Origin of the sequence: Affinundibacterium fentianense (assembly GCF_018139545.1) — a bacterium.
Lineage (GTDB): Bacteria > Pseudomonadota > Gammaproteobacteria > Burkholderiales > Burkholderiaceae_D > Undibacterium > Undibacterium fentianense.
The window spans coordinates 374,843-392,884 of sequence record NZ_JAGSPJ010000004.1 but is presented as its reverse complement, the minus strand read 5'-3'; the positions used below and the strand labels follow the sequence as shown (position 1 = coordinate 392,884).

Genomic DNA, 18,042 nt, shown 5'->3' with positions numbered 1-18,042 from the left:
TTACAAACCTGCTCTAGAAAAACCATGTTTCGCTTAAGAGTGATAAGCAGATTCACCATGACTGGTGATATCCAAGCCTTCACGTTCTTCATCCTCTGGAACACGCAAGCCAATTACCAAGTCGACCAATTTGTAAGCAACAACCGAAACTACGGCAGACCATAAAATGGTCACACCAACCGCGGTCGCCTGTGTTGTCACTTGACCTAGAATGCTATACGGATCGGCAGACATTTTATTTGCGACATAATCAAAAATACCTTGACCACCTAAGGCTGGGGATGCGAATACACCCGTCAATAAAGCGCCCAAGATACCTCCGACTCCATGTACCCCAAACACATCTAATGAATCGTCTGCACCAATCAAACGCTTCAAGCCGTTCACACCCCACAGGCAGACCACGCCTGAAGCGAGACCAATCACTAAGGCACCCATTGGCCCAACGAAACCACATGCTGGCGTAATCGCCACTAGACCAGCAACCGCACCGGATGCAGCACCTAACATAGAAGGCTTACCTTTACTCATCCATTCGCCGAACACCCATGAAACAGTGGCTGCAGCAGTTGCCAATAATGTGTTGATGAAGGCGAGGGCCGCAATATCATTTGCCTCATAAGCGGATCCTGCATTGAAGCCAAACCAACCAACCCAGAGTAAAGATGCACCGATCATTGTCATTGTTAAAGAATGAGGAGCCATCGCTTCTTTGCCATAACCGATTCGCTTGCCTATCATGAATGCGCCCACCAACCCTGCAACAGCCGCGTTGATATGGACGACCGTACCGCCGGCAAAATCCAGAGCGCCCATTTGGAATAGGAAACCCGCTTTTGCTGTTTCAGTCGCGAGAGTTGCTGCATCTTTAATCGCGTCAGGACCAGTCCAGAACCAAACCATGTGTGCGATTGGGAGGTAACTGAAGGTGAACCAGATTACGACAAAGGCCAGCACCGCTTTAAATTTTGCACGTTCGGCAAAGGCACCAATAATCAGTCCACAGGTAATCGCAGCAAAAGTTGCTTGGAAGGCGGCGAATACAAACTCTGGCAACACCACGCCTTTCGTAAATGTTGCGGCAGTCGTAAAACTCGCTTGCACTGGATCCCAGATCCCTTGCAACATGACGCGATCAAACTTGCCGATGAAACGTCCACCTTCAGTGAATGCCAATGAATACCCATAAATGCACCAAAGCACAATGATCACTGAGAAAATCATAAAGACTTGCAATAGAACGGAGAGCATATTTTTGGCCCGCACTAAACCACCGTAGAACAGCGCAAGACCAGGAATTGCCATCATCGTCACCAACAAGGTCGCAACCAACATCCATGCGGTATCGCCTTTATTGGCGGTAGGGGCTGGAGTCGGCGCAGGGCTAGGTTCCGCGCTTGCGACGGGTGTCGCAGGTTCCGAAGTACCTGCCGGACTCGCGACCACTGGAGTAGCTGCGCTTGCTGCATCTGATGCTACCGACGCCGCAGAACTTGCAGTTGGAGCGACACTTGCCGCACTTGCTACGACGTCTTCTGCGGAGGCCCAACTAGTTTGTGTCAGTGCTACTAGACAGACGACTGCGGCCAGAGATTTCAATAGTTTTTTCATGATTTACTCTCTCAATTAAAGTGCTTCGTTACCAGTTTCGCCAGTACGTATACGGACGACCTGTTCCAATGAATAGACGAAAATTTTGCCATCGCCAATCTTGCCTGTTCGTGCGGCAGTTTCAATTGCTTCAATTGCGCGCTCTACAATACTGTCCTCCACAGCGGCTTCAATTTTCGTCTTCGGTAAAAAGTCGACGACATACTCTGCACCACGGTACAACTCGGTATGCCCCTTTTGACGACCAAAGCCTTTTACTTCGGTTACCGTGATGCCTTGTACGCCTAATTCAGAGAGTGCCTCACGCACTTCGTCTAATTTGAATGGTTTAATAATTGCCGTAATCAGTTTCATGATGGTCTCGGAGATGTTTTTAATTCGAACTAAGAGAATTTAAAATGCTTTCACAGCAGACAAGACAAGACTAGTTTTTCCTGTAAATTTCCCTGCTGGTGTGTAGTACAGTTTCTCGTCAGCGCTGGTACCGATGACTGCTAAACTGAAATTAACGCCGACCAATTCTTTGGTGACGCCGAGTTTCCAATCGTTATACGAGTAGGAAGTATTATTCTTAATTGTTTGGCGGCCGTAGTGCAGGTTCAAGGTGTACCCTTCTCCCATATCAAGGTTCGCTCCAAGATCAAGGTAGCCACTATTCTTACTATCGACAAAGCCAAATAGATTGGTCACTGAATGTGAATACTTCGCATAAACAGGACCAGTGCCGATCTGGCCATAAATCTCGGTCGTGTTTGCATTTGCAAACCCAGCGACGCTGCTTAGACCATTACTTGGATAGACATAGGACAACACCCCAAAGTCATAGCTAACATCTGGCACAATCTCGCCACGTTTGCCTGCATACAAGTCGACTTCGACATCACCACCACCGCCAGCATCTTTGGTCCATTTGATTGTAGATAACCATGTGCCCGCATAAAACCCTTCTTTGTTATTGACGTAATCTGCGCCGCCTTGTAAGGCTGGCTTCAAACGCGACTGGGAAATACCGCGATAACGGTAGTCACTCACAGCACCGATATTAAAACTGACTTCGTGTTCTGGTTTTGCTTCTTGCGCATAAGCAGAGTTGGCGAAGAAACCACTCACAACACAACTGCTGATTGCTGCACAGATAAGTATCTTTTTCATGGCGTTTCCCTATAAAGTGAGTTTCATTTAGTAAATTTGAGCACGACGAACTTTTTTGCTTTATTGAGGTATTAGCAGAACTCGTGCCAGTTTTATTGCAGTGCGCAAGATTTTGGCAAGGTAGGCCGCAGGAAAGAATAAGTGGTATCGTTGTATGGCCCTGCTACGCTATGAATAATTAGATATGCGACCGATCGATAGGAACAAAAAAAAGTCTCCTTCTCAACAATTAAAGCTAGCTAAATTGCATGTTTTTATATTAATATCAAAACTATTGCACCGAAATAGCGCAAAATTTCTTGAGGGGAAATTTATAATGCAGCGCACGCGCACCTTTTTAGTGAATTCATTAACCCTCAAGGATTTTTATGGAAACAAATCAATTTTTTTCTGAGATGCAATCGAAGCTTCAACAGGCATTGGAAAACTCTCCAGCCAAAGACCTCGAAAAAAATATTAAAGCGATGATGAGTCAAGGCTTTGCAAAACTTGATCTCGTGACACGTGAGGAATTCGATATACAGGCTCAAGTATTGGCAAAAACACGCAGCAAACTCGAGGCGCTAGAAGCACGGGTAGCTGAGCTTGAAGCGCAAATCAACCCAACACGTCAAGAATAGGCATTCAATACGATGGCTCTCGCGGTACTGAAAAGTCGTGCATTAAACGGCATGCAAGCTCCTGAAGTTACCGTCGAAGTCCATCTAGCAAACGGCCTACCTTCATTCACGATCGTTGGCTTGCCTGAGACAGAAGTAAAAGAATCAAAGGATAGGGTACGGGCAGCGCTTCAAAACGCCCGCTTTGATTTTCCTGCACAACGTATCACAGTCAATTTAGCGCCCGCTGACCTACCCAAAGAATCAGGTCGATTTGATTTGCCTATAGCGCTTGGTATTCTTGCAGCGTCCGGTCAAATTCCAGACGAAGCACTTGATGATTATGAGTTTGCAGGTGAACTGTCACTTTCGGGTGAATTGCGCCCGATACGTGGCGCGCTCGCGATGACATACGCTATTTGTCAAACGAAGCAAGCGTCGAAGTCTGGACGGCGAGGATTTATGCTGCCCAAAGCGAACGCAGAAGAAGCGGGGTTGGTAGCAGATGCCTGTATATTTCCAGCGGAGTCACTGCTTCAAGTTTGCGCTCACTTCGCGGCAAATGATCCATTAGCAAAGATCCAGCCACAGCAAAGCACGACGTTCGGCGAAACAGTGCGCTATCCTGATCTGCTTGATGTCAAAGCTCAAGCGCACGCCAAACGTGCACTAGAAATTGCTGCAGCGGGACGCCATAGTGTTTTATTAATGGGTCCACCGGGTACCGGTAAATCGATGTTAGCAAGCCGATTTCCCAGTATCTTACCCGCCATGACCGACCAAGAGGCTTTAGAGTCTGCGGCGGTCCTGTCACTAGCCAATCACTTTCAACTACACCAATGGAAACAACGACCGTTTCGCCACCCACACCATACGGCGTCTGCGGTAGCGCTCGTAGGCGGCGGAAGTTCACCGCGACCGGGTGAAATTTCACTAGCGCACCACGGTGTTTTATTTTTGGATGAGCTGCCAGAGTTTGACCGCAAAGTTCTTGAAGTACTCCGTGAGCCACTTGAATCTGGCGAAATTCATATTTCACGTGCAGCCAGGCAAGCGAGTTTTCCCGCTCGGTTCCAGTTAATTGCTGCGATGAACCCTTGTCCTTGTGGTTATTTTGGACATTCAAATAACAAATGTCGCTGTACACCCGACCAAATTAACCGCTATCAAGGCAAGATTTCTGGGCCATTGCTTGACAGAATCGATATGCAAATCTTGGTGCAGGACTTACCCCATCAAGCTTTGTTTTCAGCTGTCAATGGCGAACCAAGTGCGCAAATCCAAATACGTGTCCAAGATGCTTTTTTGCGCCAGCTTGAACGTCAAGGCAAACCCAACTCCCTTCTGAGCACCCAAGAGATCGAAAGTTTTTGTCTGATTGACGCGACAACCGAAAAGCTGTTGCGTCAGGCGATGCAAAAATTCGACTGGTCTGCGCGCGCCTATCATCGTGTATTAAAGTTGGCGCGTAGCATTGCAGATTTAAGCAATTCAAATCTGATCGCGTCTGCCCATGTGGCGGAAGCGATACAGTATCGACGCGCATTGCGCGATCATTAATCTAGAGCAATAAGAGTTTCGCAATTTTTATCGGATTAGCTTACACTGTTACTTAGCGGTAAGTAGACAGGGGCATGCATTATCGTACCTACAATAAGCCTCTTTATTCCCGCAATCAATGCATACCTAATCATCACCAGAATGATGTCTCATAAAATTGTCACGAAGCACGATTAATCGCCGAATTGGCATTTGTCGGAACGATGTGAAAAGCCGACAAGTTTTACACAACAAAAGTCGAGGTTTTTAGATGAGTATCAAACGTAGAATTTGGGCACTCCCCATCATTGCCACCGTTATTTTCGGCGTAGGTATCGCTGCCAGTGTGTATTTTTCGACGACAGCAATTAAATCTATTAAATTGACTGAAACAATCGATTATCCAGTCTTAGACAGATCGAAAAATATTCAAGCTGATGTGCAAGGCATTGTCGATGCACTAAAACAAGCAGTTGGTGAAGACGATAAAAAAGGGATCGATACCGTAGCGGAACGCGCCAAAAAAGTGCGTGAGAAATTTAAGAATCTGGCTGCACTACCAGGCCAACAAGCACTTGGTGATCGGTTGCAAAAAGAGTTTGATGCCTACTATGCGCCAGCTATTTCTGTGGCGAAAATTATGTTAGGCGTCGATCAAGGAGACCCTCAGGCGGCTATCGGCCAAATGCAAAGTTCCTTAAAAGTCTTGGAAGACGACTTAAAGAAAACCGTCGAATCGGCACAAGCTCAATTTACAGCAGGGGTCGATCATAGCGGAGATAATGTTCGTCGCGTCTTATGGACTGTCATTGCCGCTGGTCTCATCGTCACCTTGGTTTTGGTCGGTGTCTCTTTCTTTATTATCCGGACTATTTGGCAACAACTCGGCGGTGAGCCTGAATACGCACAGGAAATCGCTTCAGCAGTGGCTTCGGGCGACTTAACAATGCAAATCGATGTTGAGCGTGGAGATACTAGCAGTTTGCTTGCAGCCCTCGCAGAGATGCAAACGCGTCTGCAAAACATGGTATCAGAGATCAAATCTTCAGCTGAAACGATCAAAGTTGCGAGCGCGGAAATCGCCTCGGGCAATACTGACTTATCTTCCCGAACCGAGTCTCAAGCGAGTAGCCTCGAAGAAACTTCTAGTTCAATGGAGACAATGACAGAAACGGTAAAACAAAATGCAGACAATGCACGGCAAGCGAATAAAATGGTCGAGACGGCGTCTGAAGTCGCGGTCAAAGGCGGCGAGGTTGTGAGTCAAGTAGTCACAACGATGGATGACATTAACCAGTCTTCTAAGAAGATTGTCGATATTATTAGCGTGATCGATGGAATCGCGTTCCAAACCAATATTTTAGCTTTGAATGCTGCCGTCGAGGCTGCTCGCGCTGGAGAGCAGGGTCGAGGCTTTGCGGTCGTTGCTTCGGAAGTTCGTAGTCTAGCGCAACGTAGTGCTGCGGCAGCCAAAGAAATCAAAACCCTCATTGGTGATTCCGTTGATAAAGTAAAGACTGGCTCAGAATTAGTCGACCAGGCTGGTCAAACAATGGGCGAAATCGTCGCTTCAGTTAGACGCGTTAGCGACATCATGTCCGAAATTACTGCTGCTAGCCAAGAGCAAAGTTCGGGGATCCAAGAAATTGGTTCAGCGATTAACCAAATGGATGAAATGACCCAGCAAAATGCCGCCTTGGTCGAAGAGGCTGCTGCAGCTGCAGAATCTCTAGAAGAACAAGCTGATCTGCTTACGAAAGCATTGGATGTCTTCAAACTAAATATTTCTCAGAACAGCGCAAAACCCGCTATGCGTACATCCACAAATCGTGCGCAAGTCCGCGCTACTCCCGCGCGAATAGCAGCAGCGCCCACATCGCGGTCAAACAAAAGCGAGCAATCGTCTGACGATTGGGAAGAGTTTTAATTACAAGTATTACCAAAATATTAAAAAAACCACATCTCTTGATGTGGTTTTTTTGTTGGATTGACACTAGGCTTTCTTTAAATAAGCCAAACTCAAATTCACCCAGTAAGTCGCACCGATAGGCAAAAGGTCATCATTAAAATCATAGCTTGGGTTATGTAAGTTGCACGGACCTAAGCCATGTCCGGCACTTCGGTGTTGGCCTTCACCATTTCCAATAAATACATAACAACCAGGCTTAGCCTGAAGCATATACGCGAAATCCTCTGCACCCATCGTCGGTTCAACTTGAGCATCGACATTCTCATCACCAACTAGGTTTCGTAAGACATCAATGACGAATCCTGTTTCCTTTTCATGATTAATGAGCGGTGGATAATTCCGTTTAAATTTAAAATCAAGATCCGCATCAAAAGCATCCGCGGTCGAGCGCGCGATCTTTTCCATTCTTGATTCGATCAAATTCAAAGTGCTAGTACTAAAGGTTCGAACTGTTCCAATCAAACTTGCCTCATCGGGGATCACATTGGTAGCACTGCCTGAATGTATCTGTGTCAAAGACAATACGGCTGGCTCCAAAGGATTCACATTGCGACTGACGATGGTTTGCCAACTCTGTGCAATCTGCACTGCGACCATGACTGGATCGATACCCTTTTGCGGTTGTGCCGCATGGGCCCCTTTACCCCGCACCGTTACTTCAAATTCGTTCGAGGAAGCCATCATCCCGCCAAGCCTTACTCCAAAATTACCCACTGGGATTCCAGGCCAATTATGCATTCCAAAAACTGCATCCATAGGGCATTGCTCGAACAGTCCTTCTTCTATCATACGACGGGCTCCCCCTCCGCCTTCTTCGGCGGGTTGGAAAATCAAATATACCGTACCATCAAACTCATTTGACTGAGAAAGATATCGCGCAGCGCCTAATAGCATTGCTGTGTGACCATCGTGACCACAAGCATGCATTTTTCCAACGTGCTGGGATGTATGGGGAAATTGATTCAGTTCTTGCATCGGGAGCGCGTCCATATCTGCTCGCAAGCCCAAAGCTCGAGGACTCTCTCCTCGTTTAATCACCCCAACGATGCCTGTTCCTGCTAAACCACGAATAAGAGGAATTCCCCATTCTTCGAGTTTCTTCACAACCACTTCAGACGTCCGGTGTTCTTCAAAACATAATTCTGGGTGCGCATGTAGATCACGCCGAATTGCTCGGATTTCCTCACAAAATCCGAGGATAGGTTCTAATAACCGCATATACAACTCCAACATCACGACTTTATTCAGGGTATTGAGTGTAAATCATTTCCCGATCTAAATCGTCGTGTAAGTTTGGTTTTCACTCTGAAAGTATGGATTAAAGGGATAATTTATAGGTGAGAAAAAGCCAAAAGATATTCGCAGGATTTATATCTGGTATACGAAAATGCAAGAAGACTTATTTGCTGCACTGCGATAAAGTTACACCTGTCTCCTCCAACACCTCCTAAAGGTTTGGACTTAACCCGCGGCCTAAGCTAGCGGGTTTTTTTTTGCCAGAAACATCCGCACAAAAAAAAACAGCGTATCAAACGCTGTTTTCTGTTGACTGAATGACTGGAACTTAGTGTAACAAGACCGCCTGACCCATGTAGGAATCAAATTTCCCCAAAAATTCGTCAATCTCTTCGATACTGGGCTCGTTTGAAATCAATTCCTGGACATTTTGACGAAAAGTTTCCGCCTGAATTCCACCAATAAAGCATTCGCGACGGACAGACTTATCCGTGATTTCATACCCACCAAAACGCAAGGCTTCATGATCTTTTTGAGCACCAAACTCGACCACACTATATTGGTCACTATTATAAATAATATTCATTTTGTTCTTCCTTCCTCTGATCTTGCTCACTATTAAGAACAAACCGGGTGCGATTGATCAATTCCAAAGAAGTTGACGAGCAATCAAAAGGCAGACCAGAGCTTCTTCGTATTGATAGTTACGGCAGAGAAAGGTGTGAACTTTAGCTTATAAAATTATTTCATTTTCGCATTTCACTAAACTTGAATAAGGGGAGCTAGATAATTGCGTTTTTAATTTTTGAATATGTTCCACGTTTTGCATGGCGATGAATAATGTCGTTAAGGATTGACGCAAAAGTCGATTTAAGCAAACTCGCAAACCAATATTTCCTATGCAACAAAAACATCCCGGTGCAATGCGTTCAATAAGCAGAGATTTAGAGGGTTGAAGTGACAAATGACCAGTGGGAAGTCCCTCTAATAACACCCCAATTTTTATTTGAACTGGCGAAACCTGTTGTCTATGGATGGCGCTTGTTATCCACGCCTCGCGTGCCACATAACTCCCACCACCCACAAGAATGACAGCGCTTCGATTACTCCCCGCGTTTTCCATATTTGACGGATTCAACACCCAGCTGTTTTAATTTACGATACAGATGCGTGCGCTCAAGACCAGTTTTTTCGGCAACTCGCGTCATACTTCCTCCTTCACGATGCAAATGGTATTCAAAATAAATACGCTCAAAAGCATCTCTCGCCTCGCGCAGAGGCAAATCAAAGGATAAATTATTAAAAGAATGCTGACTATTTTGATGCATGTGATTTCCCATGGAGAAATCACGTGTTTCGTAGCTAGTTGAACTTGGCGCAGTAGTCGAAAATTGTGTGCTTGCAACAATTGAATTATGCACCTCGGACACATTCATGCGTGCAACTGGAACAATAGGCCGTGCAACTTCTACATTTCGAGTTAAGCCTTGCTGAACTGCCTTAAGTAACTTTTGCAGCGCGATCGGTTTTTCGAGGAAATTTAAAGCACCGATACGCGTCGCTTCAACCGCCGTATCGATTGTGGCATGACCTGACATCATAATGACTGGCATCGTCAACAAACCATCGCGCTGCCATTCCTTTAAAAGAGTCACACCATCGGTATCTGGCATCCAAATATCAAGTAGTACTAAATCTGGTCGCGATTGCGTTCTTGCCTCGCGCGCCTGCTGCGCATTTTCTGCCAATTGAACGACGTGTCCCTCATCGCCCAAAATTTCCGAGAGTAGCTCCCGAATTCCCATTTCGTCATCGACGACTAATATGTTTGCCATAAATCTACCCTAAACCCTACTCCGATATTTAATTGACGTCATTCTTCTCTAAGGAAGCTTTTGACCTTGATGAGATAAAGCCTCGAATCATACTGTGGTATTTACATCAGGTGCTAACTTTAACAGCAAAATCGAAACTTTAGCACCGTTTGAGTCGCTTCGATTCTGAATATCGATCTTACCGCCATGTTCATCGACAATTTTTTTGACCATTGCTAAACCGAGACCTGTTCCACGAGGCTTGGAAGTAGCATAAGGTTCAAACGCTCGAGCCAATATTTTATTCGAGAATCCTGGCCCGTTATCAATAACTGATAAACGTACTGCCACGCGTTCCGATTTATCAGCACTAACGTAATGTACAACTTCAGTCACAACATCAATATGCGGTGTTTGACCCGCTTTTTGATTCTCAGTCACCGCATCTTGCGCGTTTTGTAAAAGATTGTGTATGACTTGGCGCAATTGCGTTGCATCCCCCATGATTAAAGGGAGGTCTGATTGCATTTGTAAATGAATAATATCGCGACCATCACCAGACAAGTACAAATGCAAGACATCATCAATCAGAGCTGCCAAATTAATTTTGGACAAAACCGCCTGCGGTATTTTTGCATAGTCACGAAAATCGTCAACCATACGTTTCATCGAAGTCACTTGATTCACAATTGTGGTCGTGCTCTTACTCAGAAACTGCGCATCGGGCTCATTTAATTTATCCAATAATTTCATCTGCAATCTTTCGGCAGACAATTGAATGGGTGTCAAAGGATTTTTAATTTCATGTGCTAAACGACGCGCCACTTCACCCCAGGCAATCGAACGCTGCGCAGAAATAATATTGGTAATATCGTCAAAAACGATCACATAACCAATTCCTGATTTAACAGGTAAATGGGAACCACGTGCGAGCAAAGTCACACCTTTTTCTTCTTCTTTATTCGTTACAACATTGCTGGCGGTATCGTCCATTTGATCCGCGCTCTCAAAAACCGAACTTGATAGTTCAATTTGCTGTTGCCAATGCTCTTGTTCAACGCTACCAGCTGATTGGGCATGTTGTTCAGAAAAAGCTTTGTCAATTGCAGCTGCAAATTCGCTCAGGCCTCGAATTTCTGAAAGTGGTCTTCCTATTTCTGCGTCAAACTGTCGACGCAAAATCCTTTCAACCGAGTGATTACAACTCACCAAACAGGCATTTTGATCTAACACCATGACGCCAGCAGACATATTGCCGAGCACTGATTCAAGATAGGCTTTCGCATTTTCCAATTCATTGCGATTCTGCTCAACGGCGATGCGCGCCTCGAACAATTGATGTGTCATTGTATTAAACGATTGAGTCAAACTTCCCAATTCATCCGATGTTGTCGTAATAGGGCGGGGTGAAAGATTGCCTTCTGCTACAGCTTTCGTCCCTTCAGCTAACAACAATAAAGGTCGTGCCAGCTCTCCAGAAATGAAAAAGGCAGCTGTAATTGCGCCAAAAATTGCAAACAACAACAACAAGGTCAAAGTCACTAGATACATATTTTTCAAACCATTACGGCTTGACGAGCGCTCTCGATGTTCCGCAATCGCATTCGTAAAAACCTTCGCTTGAGTATCCAATAGTTCAGGGACCGCCTGAATCACCTGCAGATAATTTCTTTCCTTTTGAAAACGCGAATCGATCATGGTGGACGGTAAAGGAATAATCACGCGCAGGAATTCTTGGTTTCCGCTTTCACCATGCTTACTTTGATGGGCTTCTGTAAATAGATTGCGTGTCGCATCTTCACCGGTATGATCAACATGGCTGCTAAATTGTGAATATTTTCCTTCCGCTCGCGCAGTTTGTATCATTGCAGCGGTCGGTAACTCTGGAACTAAGTCACCAGCATGTTCATTTGCGGTTGCAATAACACGACCTCGATTACTTACGATGGTCGCTTCTTTTACCTGCATCTGTTCGCGCAAGCGAGAGAGGCGAATTGGAAGTGAAGACGACATTGAACTATCGGCGACATCGGATAGTTGATTTGCCATGCTACGAGCCTTGCCCTCAAGATCGCGCAGAGTATAGTCAAGCGCTGTATGTCCAAGATCAACCCCAGAATTTAACAAAGGGTCTAGCTTCACTAAGAACCACGAATCAATAGAACTCGTGACAAACTGAACTGAGACTAGGTAAATTAGCGAGCCAGGCAAAATGCCCGTTAGAGCAAATAAGATAACCAACCGGGTCATAATCCGCGAGCCGAACTCACGCTGACGGAACCGTCTAATCAGCTGCCAGAGTAAGGCACTGACCATTGCTAACAAGCCGAATGCAACTACAGCGTTGGCCATCAGCAAGAGATGTAAATTTTCGTTTATCGCTCGAAACCGGCTAGAATTTTCAGTCGCTGTCATCAAAAAGAACAACAGGACGCTCATAATCACGCCGCCAATAACTAAGCCTTGCCGCAAAAATCGTGTCACTTGTCGTCAGCCTTGAATGTAAATCGTTTCCACTCAGAGGCTAAGCGCCAATCACTATTGCTAAACGAAGTTATTAACATGGGTTTGGATAATTGATTGCTATCCAGTTTAAGACGGACTCCGACGTTATAGACGGCACCTGGCTGCAAAACATTTTTTTCTGCGACTAGCCAGCGCCGCGGGCGCCAAACTAATGCCATGGCTTCTTCCAAGCTATTAAAACTTTGTTTCAAGCCACCATTAACAGCCGCTGTATATTGTCGACGCCACAGATCATATTGAATTTTGACTGTTTGATTTGAACGTATTGTTTTTTCATCAAACCAATACCACCGAGGTCGGTTAATTTCAACCTCCGCTGTGAAGGAGACAGGAATACCTTCATTGATCGCGTTTTTCAAATCAGGCCCAAGTTCAAAGGAAAAAGATACGAAAACGCGATAACCTTCGTCAGTGCTTTCTAATTTTGCCGTCATCACTTCAACCCCTGTTGCATTAGCAGGGACGGATGAAAGCAGCATGGGCGCAATACATATCAGCGCCCATGCAAAAAAAGTTGATCTCAACAGTTGGATCAAAGCTTTGATCATTAAAAAAACAACCGGGTAATGAATGGTAAAAAGAACCTGAGCTCGCTAAATCTTATTAGCATCATAACTTGAAACGGGTTTCAAATTTCTGGTTTTTGAAATAAGGCATAGAACAAACCATCATGTTCGTTGTTCAATTCCGACGTTGGTAAGAGCTGACCTGGCGCGTCCAACCGTATAGCGGAATGCCTTTCCATAAACGATTTTGCCTGGTTTTCGGATTCTATTGGCCAAATTGAACAAGTCACTAATAATAACTTTCCACCCGGCTTTAACATTCGCCATAGATTATCAAGAATGCGACTTGAGGTCACCGCCAATTGGGCGGCATCTGTTTTTCGTCGTAACCAACGAATATCTGGATGTCGACGTACAACCCCAGATGCAGTACAAGGCACATCAGCCAATATCCTATCAAATTGACGACCATCCCACCAATTCGACCAACTTGCATCCCCTTCTTTAATTGAGGCAAATAAACCTAAACGAGACAAATTCTCATGAATTTTATCGAGACGTTTAGGATCAATCTCTAATGCAAGTAAATCGACTTTTGCTAGTTCTAAAATATGCCCTGTTTTGCCACCTGGAGCGGCGCATGCATCAAGAACTTGTTGCCCATCCTTTAAATCTAGTAGCTCTGCTGCCAATTGTGCAGCAGCATCTTGCACTGAAACTAATCCTTCACTAAATCCAGGAACAAATTGGACGGGTACTGGTTGATGCAATCGAATTGCGCATGGTCCAATTTGCGTCGCCAAAATTCCTTGGCGTTGTAATTGTTCAAGGTAGGACTCCGTTGAAATTTTCGAGATATTGATCCTCAATGTCATTGGCGGTTGTGTATCTGCTGCACTCAAAATTTGCTGCCAAGATTCTGGATATGCTGCTTTACATTGGTCTACCCACCATTGCGGATAATTCCAACGCGCAGCAGCCTGTTTCATCACCATCGGTAATAATTCTTGTTTCTCGCGCAAAAATCGACGTAGGACCGCATTAACCATACCTTTTGCAAATATCATATGACTCGACGAAGCAGCTGCATTCACAGCTTGATCTACAACCACAAAGTCGTCGTAAGGCGCGGCTTCATTTTCAGTCGTTATTAACAGAGTTAAAGCACAACACAAGAGTCCATACAGAACCGGCGGCTCAGGTGGTTTTGACGTCATCAAAGTAATTAATGCATCAACTCGACCAACCTGACGCATCGTGCGATACGCAATGTCTTGAATCGCTCCTTTAGCCTGCGGGCTTACTTGAGACTGAACAAAGACACGAGACAAGGCTTGTGGCAAAGCTATTCCCTCTAGAACGTAAGAAACTGCTAAAGCAGCTCCCGCTAAACTAAAGGCTAGTGAATCTGTCTTAATTTCTAAAGTCGCGACCTCTGGGATTGAGATCAACTGATGGCCTTCGACATTTTTTGAATCCTTGGGATTTTTCCGACTCATCGGATTTTTTTGCGATTTTGCATCCCTTGCCTTTGTCCCATCTTGCAGAGATGCTTTTGTTGTTTGACTAGTTGATCTCATTGAGGTTTTCGCTGAGCTTCCAACTGACTTAGATCGCGTCAATATTTTTCTTGTTGGTTCTGACATAAAAGGTCCGTGTTTCAATTCAATTGAGAGACTATGTAATTCACAATTCAAACCAATCTCAGAATTCTCATTGTTTTATCATTAGTTCTGATCGATTCCTGCAATCACCAGGCATAAAATCATTCTCTGCCAACCAAATCCTAACATCGTCAAAAGCTCGGATCGAGTCAAGTTCATTAAAAACCTCATGATAAAAACCTGGATACAAAATCATTTTTAAAAATCGACTATTCGTACTACCAGCTAATTTTGTAGAAAAATTCTTTGCCCCTTGAGGATTCACCACCAAATCACCGTCAGCAACCAATAACAACATTGGTATTTTTAGCTCTGTCGCGTGATCTTTAATGTACTGCATTGAACTAAGCATACTGTCAAATAGACTTGCACTGATTTTCGCATGAACAAGTGTATCGTTTTGATAAGCAACAACGACTTCACTATCGTGTGACAAGAACCGACCGTTGGTTCCATGACCTACCGCAAAATGCGGTAGTAAAATTCGACTAATTTTGAATAAAAATTTCTCTAGCCTGCTAGTTCTAACAGAAAAGGCTGGAGAAGAAAGAATTAACCCACTTAATGGGGTTAATCCTTCTAAGGTAAATCGGGTTGCAAATAATCCACCCATACTATGAGCAAATACAAGCGGAGCTTTGTTCAAGTTTTTTGAGAAATCATTCACAACTTGACGCATATCTCTCAAAATCGCCTCCGAGTCTGGGATATCACCTCTTCGACCAGAAGATTGACCATGTCCACGCAAATCAAAACTTCTAACACGAAAACCCATTGCATTGAAAAATCTAGCAACATGAATATAACGGCCAGAATGTTCTCCCAAACCGTGTATCAGAATGATTCCAGGCGTATCTTGATTTTCGTTTTGCTGTGAATCTGAAATGGCCGGCCAATCACGCACAAACAAAGAAGTACCGTCTAAAGCCTTTAAAAAAAATTCTTCTGTGTGTTCAACGTGCGCACTCATCGTTTAAACGCCCCAAAGGATATCAGCTTGTTTTTTATTCGCCATTCTTAACATTTCTAACAACGGATACATTCTTGCGGACAAAGTCACAACACTATTTTGTTGCTTTTTCTCATAGTCGCTTAAATCATCCTCTTCATTCTGCGCAATAGTTTTCCGCTGTTGCTTATCTTCGTCGATTAACTGTTCTATTGTTTTAATGACGTGATTTGTTTCTGCCGCTGTAATTACACCTCGCTCTAGATTTTTCTCCAATAAGCGAAATAAGTTGGCGACATGTTCTTTATACATAACGATCTCGCCTGTGACTTTAGATTTAAAAATAATTAACATTTTTTACGCCTTTAGCTGAGTTTTATTGACGCAAAAAACATATCCATTATTTCAGGTGTAAATTGCTTGGCATCACCAATCATCACAATCTGAATGAGCCAGGGCCCATGTTGGGTAAAACGGCCTACTAGCTGTATTTTGTGTCCATTTTTCCCTTGGCCAAAAGCTGTAATTGTATTCTTAGGTGCGCCTACTGGCGGCACCGCCAACACTTGCGCTTGAATATTCTTGAGCATTCCTTCTTGCATGGAATCTAAGACACGCTGTTGACGTTGTTTTAAACCCATTAGATCCGAATTAGACTCATCTAGTTTGGTATAAGCGATCGCAAAACTAATTTGGTTAACATCCGCCGCAATCATGTGTAATTTCAAAGATTCTTGATTGAGACTGATATCGCGAGTATGGGTTGCTGGCTTGGTTGGAAAAACTGCGATCAACGGCAGCTCTTGGCTACGAAATTCGCGCCAATCGTATTTTGGACTGCATCCCGTAACTACGCTAATCAGCAATAAGCAGCACAAATGTGAAATGAATTGTTTCATTCGATCAAACTTTCTATCTACCTTCGTCAGTGAATAGCCTCCATTGTAGGGCATGCCTATCCGGAACCGATACCAAATTTATCTTGGCTTGCTTTTTATCACCGAGATTTTCTTCAAAAACAAATAAAGCGTAAACGAATGGTGCTTTTCCAACCATTTATCGGCGGAAATTACCTTTGAGCTATAGCTTTTTACGCTTAATCGCAGAGTGCTTTCTAGTCCTTTTTTGCTTTGCTAAGGTGTAGTCATACGGCACGAAATCATGTCGTCAAACATAGAACTAATTTAGAGGAGAACAAAATGAATAACGATAAAACCAATTTAAACAATAACGAACACACTGAATCATTCACTTCTGGGAGTCAAAACATGAATACCTCAAAAAAAAATCCTGTTTTAGAGTTTGTTCTCAATGTTGCCGATACAGCAAAATACATATGGGAACAATATCTTGAATGGATTATTGATGTTTCTTGGGGAAAGTTATTTTTGGCTAGCTTATTGACCTTAATTGCGGGTGGATTACTTTGCGTACAGTCTTTGGCGACTTGGTTGGTCATTGGCTCTTTACTATTGAAATGTTTTATCGGAAAAGAAGATCAACAAATAGTAAATCAAGCAATTCAGCAAACCGAGGACAAAAAGCCTGACGAGGAGAGCTAACATGAATGCTGACAACAAAAACAAGCTCCTTCTGTTCGCTTTAGATTTCGTCGAAGTCTGCCGCGTTTTTTGGTGGAAATTTTTCGACTGGTTGGCCGTGATTTCTTGGGGCTACTTAGTTTTTGTGTCATTTTTGGCGATGATTATCGGTAGCATTTTAGGCTTAGGGAGTCTTTTACCTCTTCTAGTATTTGGCTCTGTGATGATTAAAAGTCTTGCTGGCGGAAAACGGCGCGCAGAAATCGCAGCGAATGATGCTACAAACCGCGCTAACCTTGAAGCCTTAGAGAGACGTGTTCTTGAAGCGGAGATGGCAACCTTACAGGCGCAAATTGAACCACATTTCTTGTTCAATACATTAGCACTTATAAGTCAGCTGATTGAAACTGACCCACATCAAGCGTCAATTGTACACACCCATTTAATCAAGTATTTACGTGCAGCTCTTCCACAAATTCGAGAGCAGGGCGGTGGTAAATTAGGTCAACAATTAGAGCTCTCACGTGCCTATTTAAATATTATGCAAGCGCGTATGCAAGAACGGTTGACCTATGAAATTACTTGTCCAACTTCGTTAGAGCAAATCGCCTTTCCTTCCATGATGATTCAAACTCTCGTGGAGAATGCCATCAAACACGGTTTAGAGCCAAAAACGGATGGTGGACATATCAGTATCCTTGCTCGACAAGGAGAGGATGAAATCATCGTTGAAGTTGAAGATAATGGGATTGGATTTGATCTGCATGCTGATGACGGAATAGGACTTAGTAATATCCGGGAACGACTAAAGGTTCTGTATGGCTTAAAGGCCAGCTTAGTCATTGAAATCCCAGCAACAGGTGGAGCAAGATTAAGTCTTCATATTCCTAACTATTCAATTTCTGTAAGCTAAATTAACTCAGCATTTTTTACTCA

At 44.1% G+C, this 18,042-nt stretch carries 16 protein-coding genes and 2 pseudogenes; 5 read left to right on the top strand and 13 right to left on the bottom strand.

Going from position 1 to position 18,042, the window contains the following annotated elements; translation table 11 throughout:
* Positions 1-33 precede the first annotated feature (33 nt).
* Genes KDM90_RS11500 through KDM90_RS11490 form a run of 3 tightly spaced genes read right to left on the bottom strand, consistent with a single transcriptional unit; the run spans position 34 to position 2,763 of the window.
* Positions 34-1,611, bottom strand: coding sequence for an ammonium transporter (locus KDM90_RS11500; RefSeq protein ID WP_212675743.1), 1,578 nt, complete (start codon positions 1,609-1,611; stop codon positions 34-36).
* Between the two features lie 15 nt (positions 1,612-1,626).
* Positions 1,627-1,965, bottom strand: a complete 339-nt coding sequence (locus KDM90_RS11495; RefSeq protein ID WP_212675742.1) for a P-II family nitrogen regulator — start codon at positions 1,963-1,965, stop codon at positions 1,627-1,629.
* Positions 1,966-2,004: 39 nt separating this feature from the next.
* Positions 2,005-2,763, bottom strand: coding sequence for a TorF family putative porin (locus KDM90_RS11490; RefSeq protein ID WP_212675741.1), 759 nt, complete (start codon positions 2,761-2,763; stop codon positions 2,005-2,007).
* A 368-nt stretch (positions 2,764-3,131) separates the two neighbouring features.
* Between KDM90_RS11490 and KDM90_RS11485 the strand changes: the two genes are divergently transcribed.
* The 3 genes from KDM90_RS11485 to KDM90_RS18340 all read left to right on the top strand — a co-directional run bounded on the left by KDM90_RS11485 (position 3,132) and on the right by KDM90_RS18340 (position 6,828).
* The gene (locus tag KDM90_RS11485; protein WP_212675740.1) at positions 3,132-3,383 is read left to right on the top strand and encodes an accessory factor UbiK family protein; all 252 of its coding nucleotides are present in this window, start codon (positions 3,132-3,134) and stop codon (positions 3,381-3,383) included.
* A gap of 12 nt (positions 3,384-3,395) precedes the next feature.
* Positions 3,396-4,922: a YifB family Mg chelatase-like AAA ATPase gene (locus KDM90_RS11480; protein ID WP_212675739.1), complete on the top strand. Its 1,527-nt coding sequence runs from the start codon at positions 3,396-3,398 to the stop codon at positions 4,920-4,922.
* Between the two features lie 250 nt (positions 4,923-5,172).
* On the top strand, positions 5,173-6,828 hold the full coding sequence (locus KDM90_RS18340; protein WP_212675738.1) for a methyl-accepting chemotaxis protein: 1,656 nt from the start codon (positions 5,173-5,175) through the stop codon (positions 6,826-6,828).
* A gap of 66 nt (positions 6,829-6,894) precedes the next feature.
* Here KDM90_RS18340 and KDM90_RS11470 read toward each other — a convergent pair whose 3' ends face one another.
* The 10 genes and pseudogenes from KDM90_RS11470 to KDM90_RS11430 form a co-directional block, all read right to left on the bottom strand.
* Positions 6,895-8,088 (bottom strand): M20 aminoacylase family protein, encoded by a 1,194-nt coding sequence (locus KDM90_RS11470; RefSeq protein ID WP_212675737.1) that lies wholly within the window; start codon positions 8,086-8,088, stop codon positions 6,895-6,897.
* 346 nt (positions 8,089-8,434) lie between these two features.
* On the bottom strand, positions 8,435-8,692 hold the full coding sequence (locus KDM90_RS11465; RefSeq protein WP_212675736.1) for a BTH_I0359 family protein: 258 nt from the start codon (positions 8,690-8,692) through the stop codon (positions 8,435-8,437).
* 517 nt (positions 8,693-9,209) lie between these two features.
* A pseudogene (locus KDM90_RS18555) lies at positions 9,210-9,404 on the bottom strand (helix-turn-helix domain-containing protein); the annotation flags it as partial.
* A 183-nt stretch (positions 9,405-9,587) separates the two neighbouring features.
* A pseudogene (gene esaR / locus KDM90_RS18550) lies at positions 9,588-9,941 on the bottom strand (response regulator transcription factor EsaR); the annotation flags it as partial.
* A gap of 87 nt (positions 9,942-10,028) precedes the next feature.
* A complete protein-coding gene (locus KDM90_RS11455) occupies positions 10,029-12,404 on the bottom strand; it encodes a sensor histidine kinase (protein ID WP_212675734.1) in 2,376 nt (791 codons plus the stop codon).
* Complete coding sequence (locus tag KDM90_RS11450) at positions 12,401-12,925, bottom strand: DUF4390 domain-containing protein (protein WP_212675733.1); 525 nt, start codon at positions 12,923-12,925, stop codon at positions 12,401-12,403. Before KDM90_RS11450 ends, KDM90_RS11455 begins: the two co-directional genes overlap by 4 nt.
* Positions 12,926-13,074: 149 nt before the next feature.
* The gene (rsmB, locus tag KDM90_RS11445; protein WP_230409746.1) at positions 13,075-14,532 is read right to left on the bottom strand and encodes a 16S rRNA (cytosine(967)-C(5))-methyltransferase RsmB; all 1,458 of its coding nucleotides are present in this window, start codon (positions 14,530-14,532) and stop codon (positions 13,075-13,077) included.
* A 133-nt stretch (positions 14,533-14,665) separates the two neighbouring features.
* On the bottom strand, positions 14,666-15,520 hold the full coding sequence (locus KDM90_RS11440; RefSeq protein ID WP_329605322.1) for an alpha/beta hydrolase: 855 nt from the start codon (positions 15,518-15,520) through the stop codon (positions 14,666-14,668).
* Between the two features lie 69 nt (positions 15,521-15,589).
* On the bottom strand, positions 15,590-15,919 hold the full coding sequence (locus KDM90_RS11435; RefSeq protein WP_212675731.1) for a DUF1840 domain-containing protein: 330 nt from the start codon (positions 15,917-15,919) through the stop codon (positions 15,590-15,592).
* An 11-nt stretch (positions 15,920-15,930) separates the two neighbouring features.
* Positions 15,931-16,464 carry a hypothetical protein gene (locus KDM90_RS11430; protein WP_212675730.1) on the bottom strand — a complete coding sequence of 178 codons (534 nt, stop codon included), beginning with the start codon at positions 16,462-16,464 and terminating at the stop codon, positions 15,931-15,933.
* A gap of 300 nt (positions 16,465-16,764) precedes the next feature.
* On the opposite strand from KDM90_RS11430, the gene KDM90_RS11425 reads away from it, so the two are divergent.
* Both KDM90_RS11425 and KDM90_RS11420 read left to right on the top strand, forming a co-directional pair.
* On the top strand, positions 16,765-17,127 hold the full coding sequence (locus KDM90_RS11425) for a hypothetical protein (protein WP_212675729.1): 363 nt from the start codon (positions 16,765-16,767) through the stop codon (positions 17,125-17,127).
* A gap of 1 nt (position 17,128) precedes the next feature.
* Complete coding sequence (locus tag KDM90_RS11420; protein WP_212675728.1) at positions 17,129-18,019, top strand: sensor histidine kinase; 891 nt, start codon at positions 17,129-17,131, stop codon at positions 18,017-18,019.
* The last annotated feature ends 23 nt before the right edge of the window (positions 18,020-18,042 follow it).

Excerpts from the sequence above, each read along its gene's own strand:
- KDM90_RS11500 (WP_212675743.1), bottom strand. The coding sequence starts at position 1,611 with ATGAAAAAACTATTGAAATCTCTGGCCGCAGTCGTCTGTCTAGTAGCA.
- KDM90_RS11495 (WP_212675742.1), bottom strand. The coding sequence starts at position 1,965 with ATGAAACTGATTACGGCAATTATTAAACCATTCAAATTAGACGAAGTG.
- KDM90_RS11490 (WP_212675741.1), bottom strand. The coding sequence starts at position 2,763 with ATGAAAAAGATACTTATCTGTGCAGCAATCAGCAGTTGTGTTGTGAGT.
- KDM90_RS11485 (WP_212675740.1), top strand. The coding sequence starts at position 3,132 with ATGGAAACAAATCAATTTTTTTCTGAGATGCAATCGAAGCTTCAACAG.
- KDM90_RS11480 (WP_212675739.1), top strand. The coding sequence starts at position 3,396 with ATGGCTCTCGCGGTACTGAAAAGTCGTGCATTAAACGGCATGCAAGCT.
- KDM90_RS18340 (WP_212675738.1), top strand. The coding sequence starts at position 5,173 with ATGAGTATCAAACGTAGAATTTGGGCACTCCCCATCATTGCCACCGTT.
- KDM90_RS11470 (WP_212675737.1), bottom strand. The coding sequence starts at position 8,088 with ATGCGGTTATTAGAACCTATCCTCGGATTTTGTGAGGAAATCCGAGCA.
- KDM90_RS11465 (WP_212675736.1), bottom strand. The coding sequence starts at position 8,692 with ATGAATATTATTTATAATAGTGACCAATATAGTGTGGTCGAGTTTGGT.
- KDM90_RS11450 (WP_212675733.1), bottom strand. The coding sequence starts at position 12,925 with ATGCTGCTTTCATCCGTCCCTGCTAATGCAACAGGGGTTGAAGTGATG.
- rsmB (WP_230409746.1), bottom strand. The coding sequence starts at position 14,532 with ATGAGATCAACTAGTCAAACAACAAAAGCATCTCTGCAAGATGGGACA.
- KDM90_RS11435 (WP_212675731.1), bottom strand. The coding sequence starts at position 15,919 with ATGTTAATTATTTTTAAATCTAAAGTCACAGGCGAGATCGTTATGTAT.
- KDM90_RS11430 (WP_212675730.1), bottom strand. The coding sequence starts at position 16,464 with ATGAAACAATTCATTTCACATTTGTGCTGCTTATTGCTGATTAGCGTA.
- KDM90_RS11425 (WP_212675729.1), top strand. The coding sequence starts at position 16,765 with ATGAATAACGATAAAACCAATTTAAACAATAACGAACACACTGAATCA.
- KDM90_RS11420 (WP_212675728.1), top strand. The coding sequence starts at position 17,129 with ATGAATGCTGACAACAAAAACAAGCTCCTTCTGTTCGCTTTAGATTTC.